Here is a 20,689-nt window from a genome sequence, read left to right on the forward strand (position 1 = left end):
CTTGGTCGAATGATCGGATCATGGAACGAGCATTTAGTTCCTTTAAATTAGTAATTTCTTATCCGAAGCTCAGGTTAGGTATTTATAACGATGGCATTATTGAGCCACTGCGCGGTATCAAAAAACGTAACTATGATTTTGATACTGGCCTTCGATTAACACGTCGATTTGAAAACTCACAAATTTCCCTTGAATACTTACATGATATATCTGGTGCTCATAATGGCTGGGTGGCAAACGTATTTTTTAGTCATATTCAGCCTTGGCGTAATTGGGAGTTTCGCTCTGGTATTGGCCTAAGTGCCTACTCTGCAGATTTTACAAACTATTATTTTGGTATTGATAGCGATGAAGCAAACGCAACTCGCCCTATTTATCAAACCAATGCCAGTACCAGTATTATGTTTGAATTTCATGCTGAATATCCCATTAATCAAGATTGGGTCTTTTTAGCAGGCTGGTTAACGACGTGGTTTTCAAAAGAAATTGATGACAGCCCAATTATTTCCCAAGGATATCAACACAAAGCCAAGGTAGGCGTGCGTTATGTACTTTAGATTTTTTTACTGTTTATTGTTTAGTTATTCAGGCTCTTTGCTGGCAGCCCCAGTGCAAATACCCGCTCAATTGAGTGCAGTACCTGATACCTGTGTGGCCTTACGTGAAGGACGTCACTGTTACGCCGATGTTGTTTTGTCATGGCAGCAAGTAGAAGTGGGAAATTATTGTCTACGCGATGCCACCTCAAAGTACATTATGCAGTGCTGGCTTAAACAGCGACAAGGTTCGTTTAATTATGCCTTTGACTCAACGCAAAGTATTTCGTTTGAACTATTTGACAGTAATACATCACAAGTCATTGCCGTCACAGAAGTAAAATTACAATGGGTGTATCAAAATAGGCAAAAAAAGCGGCGTTGGCGGTTATTTTAGTCACACACTATAAACATTATGATAGCTAAACATCATTTAGGTATGCGAAGAAAGCTTATGGATAATTACGGTACTATTTTACTGGTTGAAGATGATATTTCTCTTGCACAGTGGGTCACTGAGTATTTAACAGAGCAAGGCTATGTTGTACATGTATGTCATCGAGGTGATGAGGTTATAAGCCAAGTAAAACGTTTAAACCCACAACTTATTTTACTCGACATTATGCTGCCAGGGCTTGATGGTATTAGTGTATGTCGTGAGCTACGTAGCTTTTATCATGCCCCAATTATAATGCTTACTGCCCGCGATGAAGAAATGGATGAAGTCATTGGGCTGGAAGTCGGTGCTACCGATTACATAATAAAACCGGTACGCCCTCGCGCATTGCTTGCACGCATTAAATCGGCCTTGCGCTATAGTAGCGACACGCCTAAAACCGATGATCAAGCAAATATGATCAATATCGGTCAATTAAGTATTAATACCGAGTCACGCAACGTTTCCCTTAACCAACAGGATGTGAACATTTCAAGCGCAGAGTATTTATTACTGCATTACTTAGCCAGTAATGCAGGACAAGTTGTATCACGCGATGCGGTGTTTAAAGCAACCAAAGGCAGGGAATATGATGGCCTAGATAGAAGCGTTGATGTGCTTATTTCTGCCTTGCGTAAAAAGTTTAATGATGACCCACAAAAACCAGAAAAAATTAAAACCATTTGGGGACGTGGTTATTTGTTTGTGACTACAGCGTGGTAAGTTTTAATGCCTGAGTGCTTAAAATAATTAGCGCGATAGTAATAAAAGTCACTTCAATACACCCAGCCTATTATGGAATAGCATCAATGAAAAAGTTTTATATTTCACTACTAGGCAGTGCGCTGCTTTCAATTATTGTTTTAGGTTGGCTTATTGATGCATTTAGCCAACAAGCGCATGCGCCTTTGGATGAGTTTAGCGTTCAAAGCCAGATTATTGTCGGGTTAAGTAAACAGCTCACGACACTAAAACCCGATGCTCGCCCACAACAAGTAACAAAGCTCGCCGCTGACTTTGACCTTATACTTAACTACAAATTAAATCAGTCGCTGGCACTGCCCTTAGCGCTATTAGATAAAATGCAAACCCAAGGCGGATTAATACTCGAAGACGAGCAAGGCTTTTATATGCTCTACACAAATGATGAGTTAAGTCCTTATCATTTAACCATGCGTTTAGATAAACCCTATGAGGCCACACAACGAAACGATATTATTTTAACGCTATTATTTTACACTGGCTTATGTGTTTTTATGGGTTTTATTATTACCCCTTTAGCAAAGCGCCTTACGGTGTTAAACGAAGCAGCAAAGCAATTTGCATCTGGTAATATTAAAGCGCGTATTACCCCCTCTCGATTTACCTATATAAAAGATGTGGAACTGACCTTTAACCGTATGGCGAGTCAAATTGAAAAGCTAGTTGCTGAAAACAAGCTAATGGCCTCCAGCTTATCGCATGATATTAGAACTCCAATTGCTTGCTTACGCTTTGGTGTCGACGCCGCTCTTGATAGTCATGACGAAAATAAAATAAAGCATTATTTAACTCGCATGGAAACCGACTTAGACCATATGGAGTCAATGCTAAAAAGCTATTTAACGTTTGCTACTTTAGAGCAAAATGCGAATAAGCTTACTTACTCATCAGCAAACCTTAAACAATACCTAAGTGATATTGTATTGCAACTTGAGCCTAGAATAACCTCTCGCTCGCTTAATATTTCTTTAGAATGTGATGAACATACCGTTTATGCTGACTTACATTGGCTGGCAAGAGCAATCACCAACTTAATTAATAATGCCTGCGACTTTGCAAATCACAGCATTCAAGTAACCGCTTCAGTACAAGAACGTTTTCTGGTGGTGAACATCGCCGACGACGGACCGGGGATTGCTCAAGAAAATAATCATAAAGTATTTAGCCCATTTTTTCGTGAACGCAGCCACCGTAATCGCAGTGATAATAGTTATGGCTTGGGGTTAGCAATCGTCGCCAAAGTTGCCGATTGGCATCATGGCACCGTAAAAGTGAGTAAAAGTGAACGGCTCTCAGGCGCCTGTTTCACATTAACCATCGCTCAGTTTGAACATTAATCAACAATGCAAAGATGCTCAATAAAGCTGATAAACGAAATATAATTAAAAAAATTGTGCTATTTATAATCAAAATACGCACGTGTTATTTATACAGCTAAATAAAACGCAATAATTGTGCAACAGAGACAAATAAGCACTTTTTATTTAATTACAATTCCAGTAGATTGTCACGGCGTCGAAAAAATAGAGAAGCAGAATAATATGAGTGCAGTAAGAGGTGAGTTTAGCTCCCGCTTTGGTTTTATAATGGCTGCGGCAGGGTCAGCTGTTGGCTTGGGTAATATTTGGGGTTTTCCGACCCAAACAGCAAGTAATGGGGGCGCTGCATTTTTAGTCGCGTATTTAGTACTGGCTTTCTTTTTAGCCTACCCCGCGCTAATGGCAGAATTGATGATAGGTCGCCATGGGCAAGCTAATGCGGTTTCTTCATTAACTAAATTAACCACGCGACCATGGCAAAAGCAATTTGCCTTTGCTGTCGGTTTTGGTGGTATTTTATGTGCTGGATTTATTTTAAGTTTTTATGCCATTGTTGCCGGTTGGATGTTAAGTGCCACTTTAGAACCGGTAACCACATTAGTAGGCGCTGATGCCGCCTCTTTATGGTTAAGTGAGCAGTCGCTTACTCGTAATATTCTTTTCACTGTTTTATTTATTATTTTAACTGTTGCTATTATCAGCCGCGGTGTAGAAAACGGCATTGAAAAATGGTCTAAACGCTTAATGCCCGCTCTGCTCGGTATTTTGTTTGCCCTCATTGCCTACGTGATGACTCAAGAAGGGGCTGTTGAGGGGTTAAAAGCTTACTTAGTCCCTGACTTTTCTTCTATTTTTGACCCTACATTGTTAGTGAGTGCCTTAGGCCAAGCTTTCTTTTCATTGTCACTGGGCACCAGTGTGATGATTATATATGGCTCATATATCAGTAAAAAAGAAAACCTTGTGTCCCTTGGCGCGTATGTAACCTTAATTGATGTGTTTATAGCGTTTGTAGCGGGTTTATTGATCATCCCTGCTATGTACGTGGCACAAGCGCAAGGTGTTGAAATATTCTCTGCAACTACAGGTAAACTTCTCTCTGAAGATACTCTCGTATTTCAGGTATTGCCTGCCTTATTTGATGGCATGGGTGGTGTAGGTTTATTTGTTGGCTTTGCTTTTTTTGCATTGATGAGTATTGCCGCACTAACTTCATCTATTTCCATGCTAGAAGCGCCAGTGTCGTACACGGTAGAGCGCTTTGCGATGAAACGTGTTCAAGCAACGTGGTTAATAGGCGCTTTAATTGCCATAGTGAGCATTACCATTGTGTGTAACCTAGGCACTTTATTTGGCTTAGTGATCACCCTAACAACCAAAGTTGCACAACCTTTATTAGGGCTTATGTGCTGTATATTTGTAGGTTGGATCTGGTACAGATCGTCACTACTAAAAGCGATTCAACAAGGTAACCCTGAGGTGCATAATACGTTATTTTGGAAGATATGGCCTTGGTATACTAAGTTTGTATGCCCTATTGCCATTAGCTTAGTATTTTTACATTCCCTACTAAGCTAGTTAAAAGATGCATAAAAAAGGCCCACATCAGTGGGCCTTTTTAGTGGAGCGATACTACTGCTTTAAAATCATATCCTGATGGGGTATGCCATCTTCTATATATTCATCACCAACACATTCAAAACCGAATGAGCGATAAAAATTCAGTAGGTAGGTTTGTGCGCCAATATAAATATCGCGAGTCGGCCATTGCGCCTTACAGCATGCTATTGCTTCATTGACTAACTGTTTGCCTAATCCAGAACTTCGCTGTGATTGAGCAACCAATACACGCCCTATCGCACTGTACTGAGCATCTTTTTCATAACAACGGGCATAGGCATGCACCGATAGCCCATCAAGTAAATAGACATGACGTGTAGAGTCTGCGATATCGTGATCATCAAATTCGGGGTAAGGACATGCTTGTTCCACAACGAATACGTCGACACGTACACGCATGATTGAAAACAGGGTTTGGGAGTCGAGCGCAGAGAATGGCTCACATTTAAACGCCATTTAAACACCTTTTTTATTACAGGGGCTTACCTAAAGTAAGCCCCTAAAGCGATTAAGCGAATAATCGCTCTAACTGATCACATAACTGCGATAAATTAACATGGTCATGCTCTATGGTTAAATCAACATAGCCATCACTTCTAAATGCCCTGTCTAATTCAATCAATACATGGGTTTTATGCGCTTCAGGAATAAACGACAACTCAATTTCTTTTATGCCAAACAAACTGCGGCTATTAGACTGATACTCAAGCTCTTGATAACACCCCGATACAGATTGAAAAGTAGGGGCACGTAAATGGCCTTGTTCTACATCGGCTTTAACTAAACTAAAACCAAGCTTTTCCATCGCTTGCATGCATGTTTTAACCGCTTCATTAGGATAAATGTGTAAATGGTCTTTATCTGTTGGATCAAACGCAAGATCGATATCAAGGCCTGTTTCTAACCATACATAAGATTGGTTATAACCTGCATTAATTTCGGTTATAGGCGTTTCTGAGTGTAAACGGGCTTCAAACGGAATAGTTCTTACTTCACCGGGCTCAATAATACCAATATCGGTAATGCGCCACTGGTCAATCACATGATTAGTGAAATAATCACCGTCTTCACTCGCCACTTTTACACGGGTAACTAACATTAAGTCTAAACCGGTAATTTCTTGGCTCACATCGCCTGCAGTAATTACAATTTGCGCGTTAAATAATTGCCCTGGCTGAAGATGCTCGGTCTCTAAAATAGTATCTACTTTGGCGGCACCAATGCCTACCGATGCTAAAATCTTTTTAAACATATTCTCTCCTTAAGCTAAGCAACTCTAATGTTTGCTTACGCTTAAACTCCTTCGTTATGGCATCTTAACCACATTTAAAAGCTCTTGTCAGCGAAAAACTGCTATTTACATGCTGTTTACCATAAAACTAGCCATATACGTGCATTTTTTATACATTGAAGCTACTTTACCTCTGCATAAACTGACAGTAGCAATCATTTGATAAATACTCACTATCATGCAACTAACTGCGTTAAATAAGTAGATTAATTGTCAATAAGCATTGTTTTTCGCTACACTACAGTGCCTAAAAAAGTGGTATTAATAACTATGGAACTAATTTATTTTGCTACCGCCTTCGTCTGCGGTTTTGGTATATACCAGCTAAAATTGCCGCCACTTATCGGCTTTCTTATGGCTGGATTTATTCTTAATTTAGCGGGTTATAAAAGCACGGAACTGCTGGAAACAATTGCATCTTTAGGGGTTACACTGCTACTTTTTAGTATTGGCCTCAAGCTTAAAATTTCAAATTTAATAAAACCTCAAGTCTGGGCTCCGGCCACCTTACATATTATTCTAAGCAGCGCTTTATTTAGTGGCTTTATGCTACTACTGGGTGTTTTTGCACTGCCATTATTCGTCGATTTAAGTTGGCAAAGTGCGCTGTTAGTTGGTTTTGCTCTGAGCTTTTCAAGCACCGTATTTGCGGTAAAAGTTCTTGAAGAGCGCGGTGAAATGGCAAGCCTGCACGGTAAAATAGCCATTGGTATTTTAGTTATGCAGGATATATTTGCGGTTATATTTTTAGCGGTCAGTACCGGTAAGTTGCCGAATATTTGGGCCTTAGGGTTAATTATTGCCTTACCTTTATTTCGCCCTGTTATGTACTGGGTGTTAAACCGCTCTAAACATGGTGAGTTACTGCCGCTATTTGGGTTTTTCTTTGCCTTAGTAGCAGGTTATAACGCCTTTGAATTTGCAGGTCTCAAAGGTGATTTAGGTGCTTTGATTGTAGGTATGATGTTCGCACCACACAAAAAAGCCGGTGAATTGTCTAAGTCATTGCTTAGCCTAAAAGATATATTGCTAGTTGGCTTTTTCCTAAGCATTGGTTTAAGTGCAGAGCTTACTGCCCACTCCTTAGTCGTCGCTTTAGTGCTGGTATTAATTATTCCAATTAAAACCCTGCTTTATTACATACTAACCAACCTATTTAAACTTCGTGCGCGTACCTCTTTGTTAACAGCATTTAGCCTAGCTAACTTTAGCGAATTTGGTTTGATTGTGTGTGCAGTTGCCGCATCTACCGGCATGGTTACCTCTGAGTGGCTTGCTGTTATTGCGATTGCGGTGTCGATCACCTTTGTAATTGCTTCTCCTTTAAATAAACGCTCTAACGAGCTATACGTTAAAATTGAACGCTTTTTATTAAAGTTTGAAAGCAAAACCCGCTTAGCTGAAGAGCTCCCAGTAAACTTAAATGACACAAAAATTGTTATTTTTGGTATGGGTAGGATTGGCACAGGTGCCTATGAAACAATAAACGCAACTCATCCGGATGTTGTTGCAGGTATTGATATTAAGCCTGAGGTAGTTGATAAGCATGTAAAGCGAGGTCGCCGAGTATTAATTGCCGATGCCACCGATCCTGATTTTTGGCAACGTGTTAACCACTCCCACGTTGAAATGGTAATGCTAGCTATGCCTAAGCATATGCAAAATATTTTTGCCTTAGAGCAATTACAAGCATCGGGTTATAAAGGACAAGTAACGGCGATTGCCAACTACCCCGATCAGCAAAAAGAATTAGAAGAAATGGGAATAGACTCTACTTACAACTTTTACTTAGAAGCAGGTAGCGGTTTTGCAGAGCATGTAAAGCAAACCCTGTTTCCTTAATAGGGTTTAGATGCAAATAGATTGCATTTACATTCCTTTACATCAGCGTATTTTATTGGTTTAAAAATAAAGTAAAATGTCTGTGTTGGTTTAGTAAAGCTAATACCTAAGTGTGTATTTAAATAAAATATACACAACTGGACCCCTTGCTTTTAATTAACCAATAAGATTCTCAAATTAGAGGGCCTACTCCCTCTATCAATAGGCTGTTACTTGCCCGTTACAGCCTATTTTATTTCTTTATTATCCCTTACACTTAACACCTCTACTCATAAAAGATGTCAATAATGGATCCTCAACAACTTAAAGTCGCTATTAATACCATTATGCCGTTTGGTAAATATGCGGGACGCCCCTTACTTTTGCTGCCTGAGCCTTATTTAGTGTGGTTTAAACAGCAAGGCTTTCCTGATAGCAAGCTCGGCTCTCAACTTGCAATGATGTACGAAGTGAAGCTTAATGGTTTAGAGCAAATGTTGATGCCATTACTAGAAAAAAATAGTAAATAAAATAGAACTTTTCTATAAGTGGCCTGTCTATCTATTTGCTACTTGTTGATTTTTTGGTTTTAAACCGCAAAAAAGCGCCTTTACGGCGCTTTTTTATTGTGTGGAATTTACTAGGGTCTGTTGACCTTTGCGGATTAAAATTTGTTCAAACTAGGGGCGGTTTAATCGCGGCGCGAGGTTTGTAACCTAGTGGGCTAAGTAAAAACCAAGCAACAAAGAGTAAATCGCCCCTAGGCAGAACCCTTCGGGCAGCGCCTGTTTGACATTGATGCTGCGTTATCGCCTATTTATGGGGAATAACCACACCACATAGGCGCTGCCTTGCCTAAATACCAAACAGACTGCTGCAAATTCAACCTTGAAAGATCAACAGACCCTAGTCTAAGCTAATAATAAACTTAACCCCACCCAGTGTAGAGTCTTCAATCGTGCACTGCCCTTTATGCCATGACACAATTTTACTCACTATCGCCAACCCTAACCCAAACCCACCGGTTTTTTTATCACGACTTTTATCTAAGCGTGTAAACGGCTTAAATACTTTTTCGCGCTCAGAGAAGGCAATACCAGGGCCATCATCTTCAACCACTAGCAGTAACTTTTCATCGGCAGTACTTAAACTAATATGTACACTTTGCGAGGCATGTTTAAGTGCATTACTGATTAAGTTTTGCAGCACCCGCGACATAAAATGACTATCGCATAAGTAAATAAATTGAGTGGGTAGCGTTGTTGTTAATTTAATACGGGTATCAAAGTTTACTTTTTCAATATTAGTTTTAATTAGTGCAACGATATCGCAAGGGGCTAATTGTAAACTAGGTTGCTGTGTGTCTAAACGGGCGTATTCCAACATTTCAGATACCAAGGACTCCAGTTCATGAATATCCATTTGCATGTCAGATAAATACTGCTGTGCTTTGGTATCGTGAGTTTTATCCTCGAGTATTGCAATAGCAAACTTCAACCGTGCTAATGGCGTTCTAAATTCATGAGATACAGAAGAGGTGAGCTCTTGCTGGGCACTCAGTAAAAACTCAATACGTTGCTGCATTACTTGCAATGTATCGGTGATGGGTAAGAAGAATGACTTTGAGCCATCGCTTAATTGAAAGTCTTGCGAGCCACCCACCGCTTCGCATGCATGACTAAGCTTTGCAAAATCTCGCCACAACAAAAAGCTCCACAAACCTATTGGTAAACTTATAATAAACAACACCAGTAAATACGGTAACACAGTCCCTGAGCTGCTGTGTTTAACACCCACAGGGCCTACTTGTAGCAATTGTGAATTATTTAGCGTTACATACCAAACGATACGCTGCTGTTTATCATATAAATAAAGGTAATGGTTTTGAAATAGTTGTGCTTGCTGCTCAGGTGGGAGCACTAGATCTTGCTGGGCAATGACTTGGCTATCAAAATTATGTTTAAGCTGCTCAAGCCCATCTGGGGTTTGTGAAAGCAGCCATAAAGACTGCCCGAATTCGTCATCTAACAATACACTTTGCTGAGATTCATCATAGGGCCAAAACTGCTCTATAACGCCACTAACAATAAACAAAGAGGCAATAATATACACGTAAAGGCTTATAAATAGCTTTCCCATTAACCTAGCCTAATACCTTGCATTTATTACATATCCCAAGCATCAGAAACAAACAAATAGCCTTGCCCCCACACCGTTTTAATTCGGTAGGGTTTATCACTGTTATCACCGAGCTTTTTACGAATGCGTGATACACGAACATCCACCGTGCGGTCTAACCCGTCGTACTCACGCCCTATCATATGTTGATGGACATGCTCTCGACTGAGCACTTCACCAGCATTTGAAGCCAATAACCACAGCAATTCAAATTCATGAGAAGTCAGGACAATTTCAACATCGCTCAGCTTTACAATACGGCTGGTTTTATCTATTGATAAGTCACCAAATTGTAGCTCTTCAATTGCTTTAACGCTTGGCTGTCCACGGCGAAGTAATGCACTAATTCGAGCAAGTAGTACGCGCGGCTCTGCCGGTTTTATAACGTAGTCGTCAGCCCCGAGCTCTAAGCCTATAACTTGATCGAAGTCTTCACCCTTTGCTGTTAGCATTAAAATAGGGAGAGTGTATTTATCGCGTACTTGTCGACACACGCTAAAGCCATCTTTTCCTGGCAACATTACATCTAAAATGATCAAGTCGACGTGGTTTTCACTAAGATAAGGAAACACTTCGTCACCGCGTTCTAAAACGTCAACTTCTAAGCCATTATGCTCAAGATAGTCTTTGGTTAATTGTTGCAACCCTAAATCATCTTCAACAAGTAATATCTTTGGCATTTACTGCTCCTAAATTAAAAAAAGCTCCAAGGTGAGCGTAGCCGATGTTTTTTCTTAGCGTATGCGGTTTGCACTTCTATTTGCACACTCGCTAACGATACACCTGTATGGGGATTAATCAGGGAGTATATGGTCTCCACCTGAACACGCGCTTTATAACTAAGTTGGCCTTTTTTTGCACCTTGCCAGCATTGTAATTGTGTATCTTGTTGGTATAAACACACATCGCTAGCCGCTGACAGTTGCCACTTAAATTTTAACTCAAGATCACAAAATTCTTGTTGTTCGGAAACCACACAGACTTTGGGTGATACGTTAAGTGAAGAGGCTTTTGCAAAACTAACGTTGCTAAAAAATGAAGCTGCAAGCACAACCAACATAAAACACTTCATATTAAAATGTATGTTCGAATCCTATAAAGGCGGTCATTGAATAGTCATGTTCAAAAAGCGGGCTGCTATCCATTGCTGAATAGTCATAATAGGCTAAATGAAAACGAAGCGCGTTGACTTCATCTACAGGCCAACGGGCGTCGATTTTAGCATAAGGTTGCCAACTACTACCAACTTCTATTTCACCATAAATAGATTCAGCGCTATTTAAACCATAAAAATAGTTATTTAGTTGGGCTGATTTGTAATTAACGCCTAAAGTCGACTTTAACGTTAATTGCTTAAACTCATGATGATATTGCCATTGCAACGATCCCCTGTAGCCATTATAAACGCTGTTTACATCATGCAATAATTGCGCAGAAAATACTTGCTGCTGCTTTACAAAAAAATAGCTGATACCGGCATCAAGTGCGACTCGTCTTTTTTGTATATTATTTATATTTACTTGACGAGGTGAGTCAGTGTGTAGCGATTCTAATATCTCGTTCTCAGCGGTTGTTTTAAAGGGGAAAATATTTTGTGGATGCCAATCAATAAAAAAGCGTGACTCAGGGTTAATTTCTGACACAAAACTAACGTTATGTTGTTTGCTTTGTAAAAAAGAATAACCAAGGCGGCCATTATCAAAAAACCAATTTTGACCATAATAGGCCACTTGCGGAATAACAACTAAGGGGATGTTATCTGCACCATACAGAGGATTAGTGATCACCCCAACACCAACACTCACACTAAGGTTAAGCTCATCAGTGGATATATGTTGCTGCTTCTGAGCAATCGCATTAGTGCTTAATAGCACTAATAACAGGCATGTGTTTATTCTCAGATGGAACCGCATGAAGTTAATCGCTAGTTTATAAAGTGGCTTTGACCCTATAGTAGCAAGTAGTATGAACACAAGCTCTAGAGGGTTACAATCATTAACAAATTTGATACAAACAGAACACGTTTACATATCGGCCGCTATTTCGACCCGATTACGACCATGGGTTTTAGCTAAATAAAGTGCTCTGTCTGCCTTTTCAACTAATAAACAGCTTTTACTAAAGGGTTCCATTAAAGCAATGCCGAAACTGGCTGAAATATTACGTTTATTATTACTGTCTTCTTTTTTACGAATCGTCAATTTGGCAATGCTCAAACGAAGCTGATTACAAAATGCCATCGCATCATTAATGCTTTCAAAGTAACCCGTAATACAAAATTCTTCACCACCAAAACGATAAGCTCTGTATTGCTCTTGTACACTATTTTGCACTTTTTGAGCGACTAGCTTGAGTACCTCATCGCCTTTTTGATGGCCAAAATCGTCATTAAAACGTTTAAAATGATCAATATCGAACATAATCAACACCGCTAATTTACCGTGTTCATTTTGTGAAGAGGCGTGCAAACAAAACTCAACAATGTCTGTATCAAACTTACCGCGATTAAATAATCCGGTTAAGGAATCTTTATCAACCGCTTCTTGGGTCACGCTAAGCGCTTCTTTTAAATCTTTAATTTCGTTGTACGCTTGCGCTAATTTGGTTTGGAATCCACGGGCGTAATCTTGCATCGCAATTGATTCGTCAGTTAGGCGCTCAACGCAAGAAAGGATCTCATTAAATGAGTTAATACTAGAGAGCGTTTTTAATTCATTTTGTGAATCAACTAACGAGGTAGTAAAGCTTTTCGAATATTGAATGGAGTCACTAAGATCAAACTGCATTTGCTCTACGGTGCCATGAAACCTTTCAGACATTTGTTGAAAAAATGCAAGCTCTTCGTCATTAATATGCTTATTAAAAATTTCTTGGGCGGTTTGAGCTGAACACGTATTGTGCAAAGAGATGACTTTATCAAGCTCTGTGTTTAGTTGTGGGTTGTCGCCCTGTACATAACAGTACCAAATAGCATAATTTATTGGCGTTACAGGCATTTTGTATTTAACCATCAACGGAATGGCTTTTTTTAAACACTGGGCAGAATGAGCAAGTGAAACCGTATTATCCATAATTAAAACTCTTAGACATCACAACAAAGATGTTAATAAACACATAAATATTAGCGGTTTATATTAACAGTTTTTTATCATCCAACAAGCCTATATTATGTTTTCCCCCATATTTTGTGCAATATTCCAAAGTGCACTAATAGCAGGGTCGTTTAGTTCTTTATGTAATACAGCCAAACCAATTTTAAACCCTTGTGGTGGTTCGCCTTTATACTCTAAAACCTGAACCTTATCGTTAAGCGGACTATTATCGAGTACAATTTTTGGGATCATGGCCACGCCTAACCCTAAACTCACCATAGATACCATAGCTTCATGCCCTGCCACTTGCGCGTAAATTTTTCCTTGGACATTATTTTTTCGCCACCACTGCTCCAACCTTTGTCTTGAAAATCCTTGTTCAGCAACGATAAATTCAAGCTCAGACCAATCAATAGTTTCGCTACTAGTGGCTAATTTTTCTGTGATCGGACATTGAATAGTGGGTGCAATTAATACCAATGGCGAGTAGCCAATATCTACAAATGCAATTTGTGCTGGTAATTTACTTGGTCTGGCTGCAATGGCCATAGATTCATGTCCATCTAACACTCGGTTAATAGCCAAGGCGGGATCGCCCGTATTTAAGGTAATTTCAATATGCTGATGCTGAGCTCTCAGTTGCTCTAAAATATGATGCAAAAAACTGTAAGACGCGGTAACGGAGCAATAAAGGCTCACATTGCCATAAATATGTTGTTGCGGTTCGTTTAAATTAGCTTTAAACCGCTGCCAATGACTAAGTGTTGCACTGGCATACTCCTTAAATGCAACGCCTTCGCGGGTAAGCTTTACACTGCGATTATCACGCTGGAATAACATCACCCCTACTTCATCTTCTAACTGCTTAATATTACGACTTAAAGTGGGCGCACTTATGTGGCATAACTCACTGGCACGAGAGAAATGAAGCGTTTTTGCCAACGCCAAAAAGTAATTTAAATGCTTATGATCCATAACAACACCAGTATTTCATATTATGAAACACTTTAATTCAAATATATCATTTTACGCAAGAAAAGATTTTCCATATTGTTATTCCAAGCAAAGCAAAAGCAATGCATCTAACAAACTGAATTAATAGGAAACTTATCATGGCAAATTATTTTAATAGCTTACCTTTACGCGAACAATTAGCGCAATTGGCACAATGTGAATTTATGGGCGCAGACGAATTTAACGACGGTGTTGCTGCACTTAAAGGTAAAAAATTGGTAATTGTAGGCTGTGGCGCTCAGGGCCTAAATCAAGGCTTAAACTTACGTGATTCTGGTTTAGATGTAGCCTATACACTACGTGATTCAGCCATTGCTGAGCGTCGTCAGTCATTCTTAAATGCATCTGACAATGGTTTTAAAGTGGGTACATATGAAGAGTTAATCCCAACAGCCGATGTAGTACTTAACTTAACACCTGATAAACAACATACTGCAGTTGTTAATGCCATCATGCCATTAATGAAACACGGCTCAACCCTTGCCTATTCACATGGCTTTAATATTGTTGAAGAAGGCATGCAAGTTCGTGAAGACATTACCGTTATTATGGTTGCACCAAAATGCCCGGGGTCAGAAGTACGTGAAGAGTATAAACGCGGCTTTGGTGTACCTACATTAATTGCGGTTCACCCAGAGAATGATCCTCAGGGCCATGGCTTGGCACAAGCAAAAGCCTATGCAGCAGGTACAGGTGGTCATCGAGCGGGGGTACTTAAATCATCATTTATCGCTGAAGTGAAATCTGATCTGATGGGCGAGCAAACCATTTTATGTGGCATGCTACAAACTGGCTCTATTTTATGTTTTGATAAAATGATTGATAAAGGCCTTGATGCCGGTTATGCCTCAAAGCTAATTCAATATGGCTGGGAAGTGATCACAGAAGCACTTAAATATGGCGGTGTGACAAACATGCTTGACCGCTTATCAAACCCTGCAAAGGTTAAAGCGTTTGAGCTAAGTGAAGAGCTTAAAGTAATTATGCGTCCTCTTTATAACAAACACCAAGATGACATTATCGATGGCACATTTTCACGTGTAATGATGGAAGACTGGGCAAATGATGACGCTAACTTACTAAAATGGCGTGCTGAAACTGCAGAAACTCATTTTGAAAAAACCCCTGCAGGCGATGTAGAAATTGCTGAGCAAGAATTTTTTGACCACGGTATTTTAATGGTGGCAATGGTAAAAGCGGGTGTAGAACTGGCATTTGAAACCATGACAGCGGCCGGTATTATTGCAGAATCTGCCTATTATGAGTCACTGCATGAAACGCCGCTGATAGCCAATACTATTGCACGCAAAAAGTTATTTGAAATGAACCGCACTATTTCAGATACCGCTGAGTACGGCTGCTATTTATATAACCATGCCTGTTTGCCGCTTCTACAAGAATTTATGCAAGGTATTGATACTGATGTTATTGGTAAAGGATTAAATGAACAAAGTAATCAAGTTGATAACCAAACTTTAATTCAAATAAATACGGCTCTACGTGAGCACCCTGTTGAGAAAGTAGGCGCAAAATTACGCGGCTACATGTCTGCAATGAAAAAAATAGTTTAACCCAAGGGTCCTAGAACTTTCACTTGTTAGAAACCAAGCCCACTTGCATTTTGCTGTGGGCTTTTTTAAGTGCAAATTAATCATCAATAGCTGAAAATAAATAATGTGCTAAAATAATTCCCCTCATTGCCTCAGTTGTAAATATAAGCACTATCATGACGATACAAAATCTCTCTATTACTCAAAAAATAACAGCCCTTGGAAGCATTATTGCTATTTGTGTTGCTGTATTAATTGGTTTGACGTCTTTGCATAACTCAAAGAATATTATTGAGCAACGCATGATCGAATCTGAATTGCCAAGTAAATTGCAAACAATCAGTAATCATATTGGTGGCGAGATCAATGAACTTCTTGGTGCAGCACAGCAGCTTTCGGCAAATACCTTTATTTTAGATTGGGCAAATGCTGGCAACAACAACGACACGCTATTACTTAAAGAGCTCAATCGTTTGGTTGACCAATACGATCTTGCCACGGCTTCATGGGCGAATAAAAACACTGCACAATATTGGAATCAAGATGGCTTTTTACGTGTTTTAAAAAATGATGCCGCAGATGGCTGGTTTTTTGCTTTTACACAATCAAAGCAACCTTACTCAATTAGTATTTATCAAGAGTCTGAAAACGATGTAAAAATGTTTGTTAACCACCAACAACCTAATGGTTTAGGCTTGGCAGGCTTAGCAAAAAGCATTACAGATATGCAAAAGCTGCTACAACAATTTAAAATTGAGCAATCAGGGTTTGTGTTTATTGCCGATAAAAGTGGCTTAATTCAGCTACACAAAGATGCAGCTAAAGTCGCTAAGGTTAATATAGATAGTATTTACAGTGCTAATATTCATAACAAATTACTTGATGAAAATGGTTTTACTTTAGAAGAAGTAAATATTAACGGACAAGCCACGCTGATTGCTGCCACACCAATTAAAAACACCGACTTATTTGTGTTGGCTCAAGTACCAAAAAGCGAGGTATTCGCAAGTGTAAACACCCTCGAGTGGCAAATATTCACATTTACTATCATTACAGCACTTATCGCAAGCGTGATAAGTTACTTGTTAGCTCGCTCTTTAGCCTCACCGTTATCAAAAATGGCGGAGTTGTTTTCTCGTTTAGGCCGCGGTGATGCTAATTTAGCGTATCGTCTACCAGCATCACCTCAACCTGAACTCAATAATTTAACGTCAGGGTTCAACCAGTTTATTGAGAAAATAGAAACCGCCATTGTGCAAGTCGCTGATGAAAGCCATGGTATTCGTCAAAGTTCTGATCATGTCTTTGCGCAAGCAAAACAAAACTCCTTAGCGCTGGATAAACAAAAAGAGCAAACTATTTCAGTTGCTGCAGCGATCAATGAAATGGGCGCTACAGTGCAAGAAATAGCACAAAGTGCAGCGAATGCAGCTAAGTTAACCAACGATAGTCGCGATAATACCAAACAAAGCCATCAACAAGTATTACAAAGCCAGACGACAATCTCAGCCCTTGCCAGCGACATCGATGGTATTACCGAGCAAGTTGCACTGCTTTCTAAAAAAACCATAGACATTGCCAGTATTGTAGATTCAATTAGAGGGATTTCAGAGCAAACCAACTTACTGGCTCTCAATGCAGCCATTGAATCTGCACGTGCAGGTGAACATGGTCGAGGTTTTGCTGTCGTTGCTGACGAAGTAAGAGCGCTGGCGAATCGTACGTCGCAATCAACCACTGAAATTCAATCAATGATTGAAGAGCTCACTCAAATTTCAGATGATGTTGTAAATGATATTAGCCAATCAAAAAATAAAGCCCAACAAAGCGTTAGCGCAATGCAAAACTCGGTTGAGTTACTTAATACTATTACTGAAACAGCGAATGAAATTAACGATATGGCAACTCTAATTGCCACAGCCACCGAACAACAAAGCAGTGTAGTGAACGATGTGGGTCGTAGTATTGAGCAAATTAGTGAGATCAGTGATAAATCAATGAGTGAACAAATAAATACCGAACAAGCAATTCGTGATTTAGCCACCAGCGCACAAACACTTGATGCACTCGTTGCCACGTTTAATCAGCAGCGTTAAATAGTTTGTTACGTTTTAAATAACCTCTGTACAAAATAACCACTATACTTAAGTGTGTTTTTTGTACAGAGGTGTGTATGAGTGCTGTTCAAGGTAAACATTATTTACTGATTGTGTGTCTGCTGGCTCTGTGTGCTTGTAGCACCACAGATAACGCCAATATAAGCGTGCCAATCCCCACTATTACTCCTCCCATGCAATTACAACAGCAGCTGGTAGAGTCTGAGCAACAAATATTTCAACTCGACGATAGCCTCAAACAGCAATTAAATGCTTATGTACAAAAAAATAAATCGGCTGATAAAATTGCCTATAGTCTACTTAGTTTTTTACTCACAAATGGTGATAACTCACTATCTTACCAATCTACTAGCACACAAACTGCATCTCAAAGCTATCAAAATTTAAATGCTAATTGTCTTTCCCTCTCTATTTTAGCGTATAGCTTAGCCGAACATTTAGGCCTTAAAGCCCGCTTTCAAAAAGTACATGTTCCTGAGTACTGGGCGTTAAATCAAGGATTTAATTTACTCACTGGGCACATCAACCTTGCCATAGACAATAAAACTAAGCTCAAAGACAGCTCACTTGTTTATCAGCGTAATAAGCGCTTAATTATTGATTTTGACCCCAATAGCCGACAAGCCCGTTTTGCAACCTCATCGCTGTCAAAAAACGAGTGACCGCCATGTTTTATAATAATAAAGGCGGTGAGGCACTGGTAAATAAACACTATGATTTAGCGTATAGCTATTTCAAAGCCGCAATTAATACCGATGCTTCATTTAGTGCTAGCTGGGGCAATTTAGGGGTACTCTTTAAACAATTAGATGATTTAAAGCAAGCGGAGCAAATGTACAGCTATGCTATTGCCTTAAACGCCAATGATAATACTGCGCAAGGTAATTTAGCATTATTATATAAACTTACAGATAGAGTAGCCGAAGGCGAAAAGCTATTGGCAAAGCTTGACAAAAAGCGCCAAGAAAACCCTTACTATCATATATCGCTTGGTAACAGTGACTATGTAAATGGTGATTACGCAAATGCAATTAGCCATTATAAAAAAGCAAACGCTATGTCACCGACACTTCATGAAAGCCACTTTGGGCTAGCGCGCAGTTATTTTGAATTAAATAATATAACTAGAGCGGAGTTTCATTTGCGTAAAGCTAGAAAAAAAGCAGACTTTGATCATGAAAAACAGCGCTATGACAATAAGCTTATCGCATTAAAGTCACTCACCGCTAAGGCGAATCATCATTAAATTATTTAGCTTAACCTGTATCATAGTTTTTATAAGTTGGAGCGGCCTTTGTAAACAGATTGAGCCGCAATTATTAGCTGATTTAACTATATTAACCAGCTCGGAGTTAGCTGGTAGAAAAACGAATAGCCAGGCAGCCTTGCTCACAAGGGAGTATTTAAAAACACGCTTCAAAGAGCATCAACTTACAGTAAGTGAACAACCTTTTACTTATTCCTCAGGGCTGTTCTCTAGCGCACAAGGCGTTAATATTATTGCCACTAATACTGTAAAAGATTTACCTGTAATTGTTATTACTGCGCATTATGATCATCTAGGTCTAAAAGCAGGAAAATTACACCCAGGTGCTAACGATAATGCCTCGGGTGTTGCTGCATTACTTTATTTATCGAATGCGCTAACGGATTCTTCTTCATATCGTTTTATGTTTGTTGCAACAGACGCTGAAGAAAATGGTTTACACGGCAGTGAGCACTTTGCTAAAACAATACGCCAGCTCCCGATTGTTTTAAATATTAACTTAGATATGTTGGCAATTAAAAAGTCACATAAGCGTTTATACGCGCTAACAAGTCGATCTTTAAAAGCCCAGCTTAATCCGTTATTTACTCAGATTAACGGGGACAAGATCAAATTAAAGCCTGTTTATTCATCACGAAAAATGAGCCGACTCACCAACACGAAACAAATAGATTGGCGCAGAGCCAGCGACCATTATTCATTCGCTAAACAAAAAATTCCGTATGTGTACTTTTCTATGGGGGCAGATAACTACCACCATAGTGCCAAAGATACGCTCGAAAATATTAACACTCCCCTCTATCAAGAAGCCGTATTGCTAATTGAGGAATTTATTAATCAGCTTTTGACAAACCCTGAGGTATTCAGCCCCCCCTTAAAAGCAGCAACGTAAGCCTCTTTTTTTGCCCGTGGAAGTTTTTTAATCGCATATTCTAATTTACTTGCGTCGCTTTTAGTCCCAACTTGTTGCTGATGAATGAGCACCAGCGGTCCTTTCCCTTTGAGGTTTTTTGCCCCTTTACCCGCTTGGTGCGTTGCTAAACGACGCGCTACATCAACTGTAATGCCGGTATACCAATGACCAAACCGTGTTTGCACAATATACAGTGACCAAACAGCCGGTTTACTTTTACTATTGCACAACTCATCGTTTAAACTTTTTTGATTATTAATGGTCAAAACCTCGCCTTAACGCGCTTAACAAAAACAATTACTCAAAAGGGTTTTACCTTGAGTGACTAATAGGTATCATGCAGATTATAAAAAATAAGGATCACAACTAACAATGCAGTCGTTAAAAACTTTTTCTCTTTGGCTTATTGTCGCTTTAACGCTTAGTTCAGCCGCAGGTTGTTCTAGCTGGGTGTACAGAATCAACATCCCTCAAGGTAACTTTTTAGAACAATCAGACGTTGATAAGCTTCGCGTTAATATGACTCGCGAGCAAGTAATTTATGTACTAGGCAGACCGATTGCCGAAGACGCCTTCGATAAAAATACCTGGCGTTACGTTTACAGCTTTAATAAAGGGCGCGCTAATGAACAATATAAATCATTAGTATTAAACTTTGAAAATGAAAAGTTGGTAACGGTCTCTGGTGACTATGAGCAACCAGAAAACTTTACAACCCCTTTAGAGCAATAAGCCATTTGGGTTTAATTTAAAAAGGTGAGCATGGCTCACCT

Annotated in this window: 20 protein-coding genes and 1 pseudogene; 12 read left to right on the top strand and 9 right to left on the bottom strand. The window is 39.5% G+C overall.

Annotated elements, in window-relative coordinates:
- The 5 genes from AAEY57_RS13430 to AAEY57_RS13450 form a co-directional block, all read left to right on the top strand.
- The coding region (locus tag AAEY57_RS13430; protein ID WP_350608050.1) for a MipA/OmpV family protein at positions 1-557 on the top strand (557 nt) is incomplete at its 5' end.
- Entirely contained in the window at positions 547-933 is a 387-nt protein-coding gene (locus tag AAEY57_RS13435) for a DUF3019 domain-containing protein (RefSeq protein ID WP_016899250.1), read from the top strand. The genes AAEY57_RS13430 and AAEY57_RS13435, both read left to right, overlap by 11 nt.
- A 57-nt stretch (positions 934-990) precedes the next feature.
- Positions 991-1,695 (top strand): response regulator, encoded by a 705-nt coding sequence (locus AAEY57_RS13440; RefSeq protein WP_024602060.1) that lies wholly within the window; start codon positions 991-993, stop codon positions 1,693-1,695.
- Between the two features lie 86 nt (positions 1,696-1,781).
- Positions 1,782-3,071: a sensor histidine kinase gene (locus tag AAEY57_RS13445; RefSeq protein ID WP_024602059.1), complete on the top strand. Its 1,290-nt coding sequence runs from the start codon at positions 1,782-1,784 to the stop codon at positions 3,069-3,071.
- Positions 3,072-3,275: 204 nt separating this feature from the next.
- Complete coding sequence (locus AAEY57_RS13450) at positions 3,276-4,631, top strand: sodium-dependent transporter (protein ID WP_024602058.1); 1,356 nt, start codon at positions 3,276-3,278, stop codon at positions 4,629-4,631.
- Between the two features lie 54 nt (positions 4,632-4,685).
- On the opposite strand, the gene AAEY57_RS13455 is transcribed toward AAEY57_RS13450, so the two are convergent.
- Positions 4,686-5,129, bottom strand: a complete 444-nt coding sequence (locus AAEY57_RS13455) for a GNAT family N-acetyltransferase (protein ID WP_024602057.1) — start codon at positions 5,127-5,129, stop codon at positions 4,686-4,688.
- Positions 5,130-5,181: 52 nt separating this feature from the next.
- Positions 5,182-5,925 carry a sporulation protein gene (locus tag AAEY57_RS13460; protein ID WP_273001724.1) on the bottom strand — a complete coding sequence of 248 codons (744 nt, stop codon included), beginning with the start codon at positions 5,923-5,925 and terminating at the stop codon, positions 5,182-5,184.
- Positions 5,926-6,234: 309 nt separating this feature from the next.
- On the opposite strand from AAEY57_RS13460, the gene AAEY57_RS13465 reads away from it, so the two are divergent.
- Together AAEY57_RS13465 and AAEY57_RS13470 are read left to right on the top strand one after the other, a co-directional pair.
- A complete protein-coding gene (locus tag AAEY57_RS13465) occupies positions 6,235-7,806 on the top strand; it encodes a cation:proton antiporter domain-containing protein (RefSeq protein WP_024602056.1) in 1,572 nt (523 codons plus the stop codon).
- A 287-nt stretch (positions 7,807-8,093) separates the two neighbouring features.
- Complete coding sequence (locus AAEY57_RS13470) at positions 8,094-8,315, top strand: DUF3820 family protein (RefSeq protein WP_010387988.1); 222 nt, start codon at positions 8,094-8,096, stop codon at positions 8,313-8,315.
- Between the two features lie 376 nt (positions 8,316-8,691).
- Here the strand turns inward: AAEY57_RS13470 and AAEY57_RS13475 are convergent, their stop codons facing one another.
- The 6 genes from AAEY57_RS13475 to ilvY form a co-directional block, all read right to left on the bottom strand.
- Positions 8,692-9,924, bottom strand: a complete 1,233-nt coding sequence (locus AAEY57_RS13475; RefSeq protein ID WP_024602055.1) for an ATP-binding protein — start codon at positions 9,922-9,924, stop codon at positions 8,692-8,694.
- A 26-nt stretch (positions 9,925-9,950) separates the two neighbouring features.
- A complete protein-coding gene (locus AAEY57_RS13480; RefSeq protein WP_024602054.1) occupies positions 9,951-10,643 on the bottom strand; it encodes a response regulator in 693 nt (230 codons plus the stop codon).
- Positions 10,644-10,657: 14 nt separating this feature from the next.
- Positions 10,658-11,023, bottom strand: coding sequence for a DUF3019 domain-containing protein (locus tag AAEY57_RS13485; protein ID WP_024602053.1), 366 nt, complete (start codon positions 11,021-11,023; stop codon positions 10,658-10,660).
- 13 nt (positions 11,024-11,036) lie between these two features.
- Complete coding sequence (locus AAEY57_RS13490; protein WP_024602052.1) at positions 11,037-11,876, bottom strand: MipA/OmpV family protein; 840 nt, start codon at positions 11,874-11,876, stop codon at positions 11,037-11,039.
- A gap of 111 nt (positions 11,877-11,987) precedes the next feature.
- Complete coding sequence (locus tag AAEY57_RS13495) at positions 11,988-13,034, bottom strand: GGDEF domain-containing protein (protein ID WP_024602051.1); 1,047 nt, start codon at positions 13,032-13,034, stop codon at positions 11,988-11,990.
- A gap of 90 nt (positions 13,035-13,124) precedes the next feature.
- A complete protein-coding gene (ilvY, locus tag AAEY57_RS13500; RefSeq protein ID WP_024602050.1) occupies positions 13,125-14,030 on the bottom strand; it encodes an HTH-type transcriptional activator IlvY in 906 nt (301 codons plus the stop codon).
- Positions 14,031-14,167: 137 nt separating this feature from the next.
- Here ilvY and ilvC point away from each other — a divergent pair, with 137 nt between their 5' ends.
- The 4 genes and pseudogenes from ilvC to AAEY57_RS13520 all read left to right on the top strand — a co-directional run bounded on the left by ilvC (position 14,168) and on the right by AAEY57_RS13520 (position 19,895).
- On the top strand, positions 14,168-15,640 hold the full coding sequence (gene ilvC / locus AAEY57_RS13505; protein ID WP_024602049.1) for a ketol-acid reductoisomerase: 1,473 nt from the start codon (positions 14,168-14,170) through the stop codon (positions 15,638-15,640).
- Positions 15,641-15,795: 155 nt separating this feature from the next.
- The gene (locus AAEY57_RS13510; RefSeq protein ID WP_350608051.1) at positions 15,796-17,715 is read left to right on the top strand and encodes a methyl-accepting chemotaxis protein; all 1,920 of its coding nucleotides are present in this window, start codon (positions 15,796-15,798) and stop codon (positions 17,713-17,715) included.
- A 77-nt stretch (positions 17,716-17,792) separates the two neighbouring features.
- A pseudogene (locus AAEY57_RS13515) lies at positions 17,793-18,982 on the top strand (tetratricopeptide repeat protein).
- A 139-nt stretch (positions 18,983-19,121) separates the two neighbouring features.
- Complete coding sequence (locus AAEY57_RS13520; protein WP_249362427.1) at positions 19,122-19,895, top strand: M28 family peptidase; 774 nt, start codon at positions 19,122-19,124, stop codon at positions 19,893-19,895.
- Here the strand turns inward: AAEY57_RS13520 and AAEY57_RS13525 are convergent.
- Entirely contained in the window at positions 19,841-20,182 is a 342-nt protein-coding gene (locus tag AAEY57_RS13525; protein ID WP_069438684.1) for a GIY-YIG nuclease family protein, read from the bottom strand. The genes AAEY57_RS13520 and AAEY57_RS13525 overlap by 55 nt on opposite strands.
- Before the next feature lie 106 nt (positions 20,183-20,288).
- On the opposite strand from AAEY57_RS13525, the gene AAEY57_RS13530 reads away from it, so the two are divergent.
- Complete coding sequence (locus AAEY57_RS13530) at positions 20,289-20,648, top strand: outer membrane protein assembly factor BamE (protein ID WP_013465523.1); 360 nt, start codon at positions 20,289-20,291, stop codon at positions 20,646-20,648.
- The last annotated feature ends 41 nt before the right edge of the window (positions 20,649-20,689 follow it).

It is taken from the genome of Pseudoalteromonas sp. MER144-MNA-CIBAN-0113 (assembly GCF_040308965.1).
GTDB lineage: Bacteria > Pseudomonadota > Gammaproteobacteria > Enterobacterales > Alteromonadaceae > Pseudoalteromonas > Pseudoalteromonas tetraodonis.

Coding starts and splice junctions, on each gene's coding strand:
- AAEY57_RS13435 (WP_016899250.1), top strand. CDS start 547: ATGTACTTTAGATTTTTTTACTGTTTATTGTTTAGTTATTCAGGCTCT.
- AAEY57_RS13440 (WP_024602060.1), top strand. CDS start 991: ATGGATAATTACGGTACTATTTTACTGGTTGAAGATGATATTTCTCTT.
- AAEY57_RS13445 (WP_024602059.1), top strand. CDS start 1,782: ATGAAAAAGTTTTATATTTCACTACTAGGCAGTGCGCTGCTTTCAATT.
- AAEY57_RS13450 (WP_024602058.1), top strand. CDS start 3,276: ATGAGTGCAGTAAGAGGTGAGTTTAGCTCCCGCTTTGGTTTTATAATG.
- AAEY57_RS13455 (WP_024602057.1), bottom strand. CDS start 5,129: ATGGCGTTTAAATGTGAGCCATTCTCTGCGCTCGACTCCCAAACCCTG.
- AAEY57_RS13460 (WP_273001724.1), bottom strand. CDS start 5,925: ATGTTTAAAAAGATTTTAGCATCGGTAGGCATTGGTGCCGCCAAAGTA.
- AAEY57_RS13465 (WP_024602056.1), top strand. CDS start 6,235: ATGGAACTAATTTATTTTGCTACCGCCTTCGTCTGCGGTTTTGGTATA.
- AAEY57_RS13470 (WP_010387988.1), top strand. CDS start 8,094: ATGGATCCTCAACAACTTAAAGTCGCTATTAATACCATTATGCCGTTT.
- AAEY57_RS13475 (WP_024602055.1), bottom strand. CDS start 9,924: ATGGGAAAGCTATTTATAAGCCTTTACGTGTATATTATTGCCTCTTTG.
- AAEY57_RS13480 (WP_024602054.1), bottom strand. CDS start 10,643: ATGCCAAAGATATTACTTGTTGAAGATGATTTAGGGTTGCAACAATTA.
- AAEY57_RS13485 (WP_024602053.1), bottom strand. CDS start 11,023: ATGTTGGTTGTGCTTGCAGCTTCATTTTTTAGCAACGTTAGTTTTGCA.
- AAEY57_RS13490 (WP_024602052.1), bottom strand. CDS start 11,876: ATGCGGTTCCATCTGAGAATAAACACATGCCTGTTATTAGTGCTATTA.
- AAEY57_RS13495 (WP_024602051.1), bottom strand. CDS start 13,034: ATGGATAATACGGTTTCACTTGCTCATTCTGCCCAGTGTTTAAAAAAA.
- ilvY (WP_024602050.1), bottom strand. CDS start 14,030: ATGGATCATAAGCATTTAAATTACTTTTTGGCGTTGGCAAAAACGCTT.
- ilvC (WP_024602049.1), top strand. CDS start 14,168: ATGGCAAATTATTTTAATAGCTTACCTTTACGCGAACAATTAGCGCAA.
- AAEY57_RS13510 (WP_350608051.1), top strand. CDS start 15,796: ATGACGATACAAAATCTCTCTATTACTCAAAAAATAACAGCCCTTGGA.
- AAEY57_RS13530 (WP_013465523.1), top strand. CDS start 20,289: ATGCAGTCGTTAAAAACTTTTTCTCTTTGGCTTATTGTCGCTTTAACG.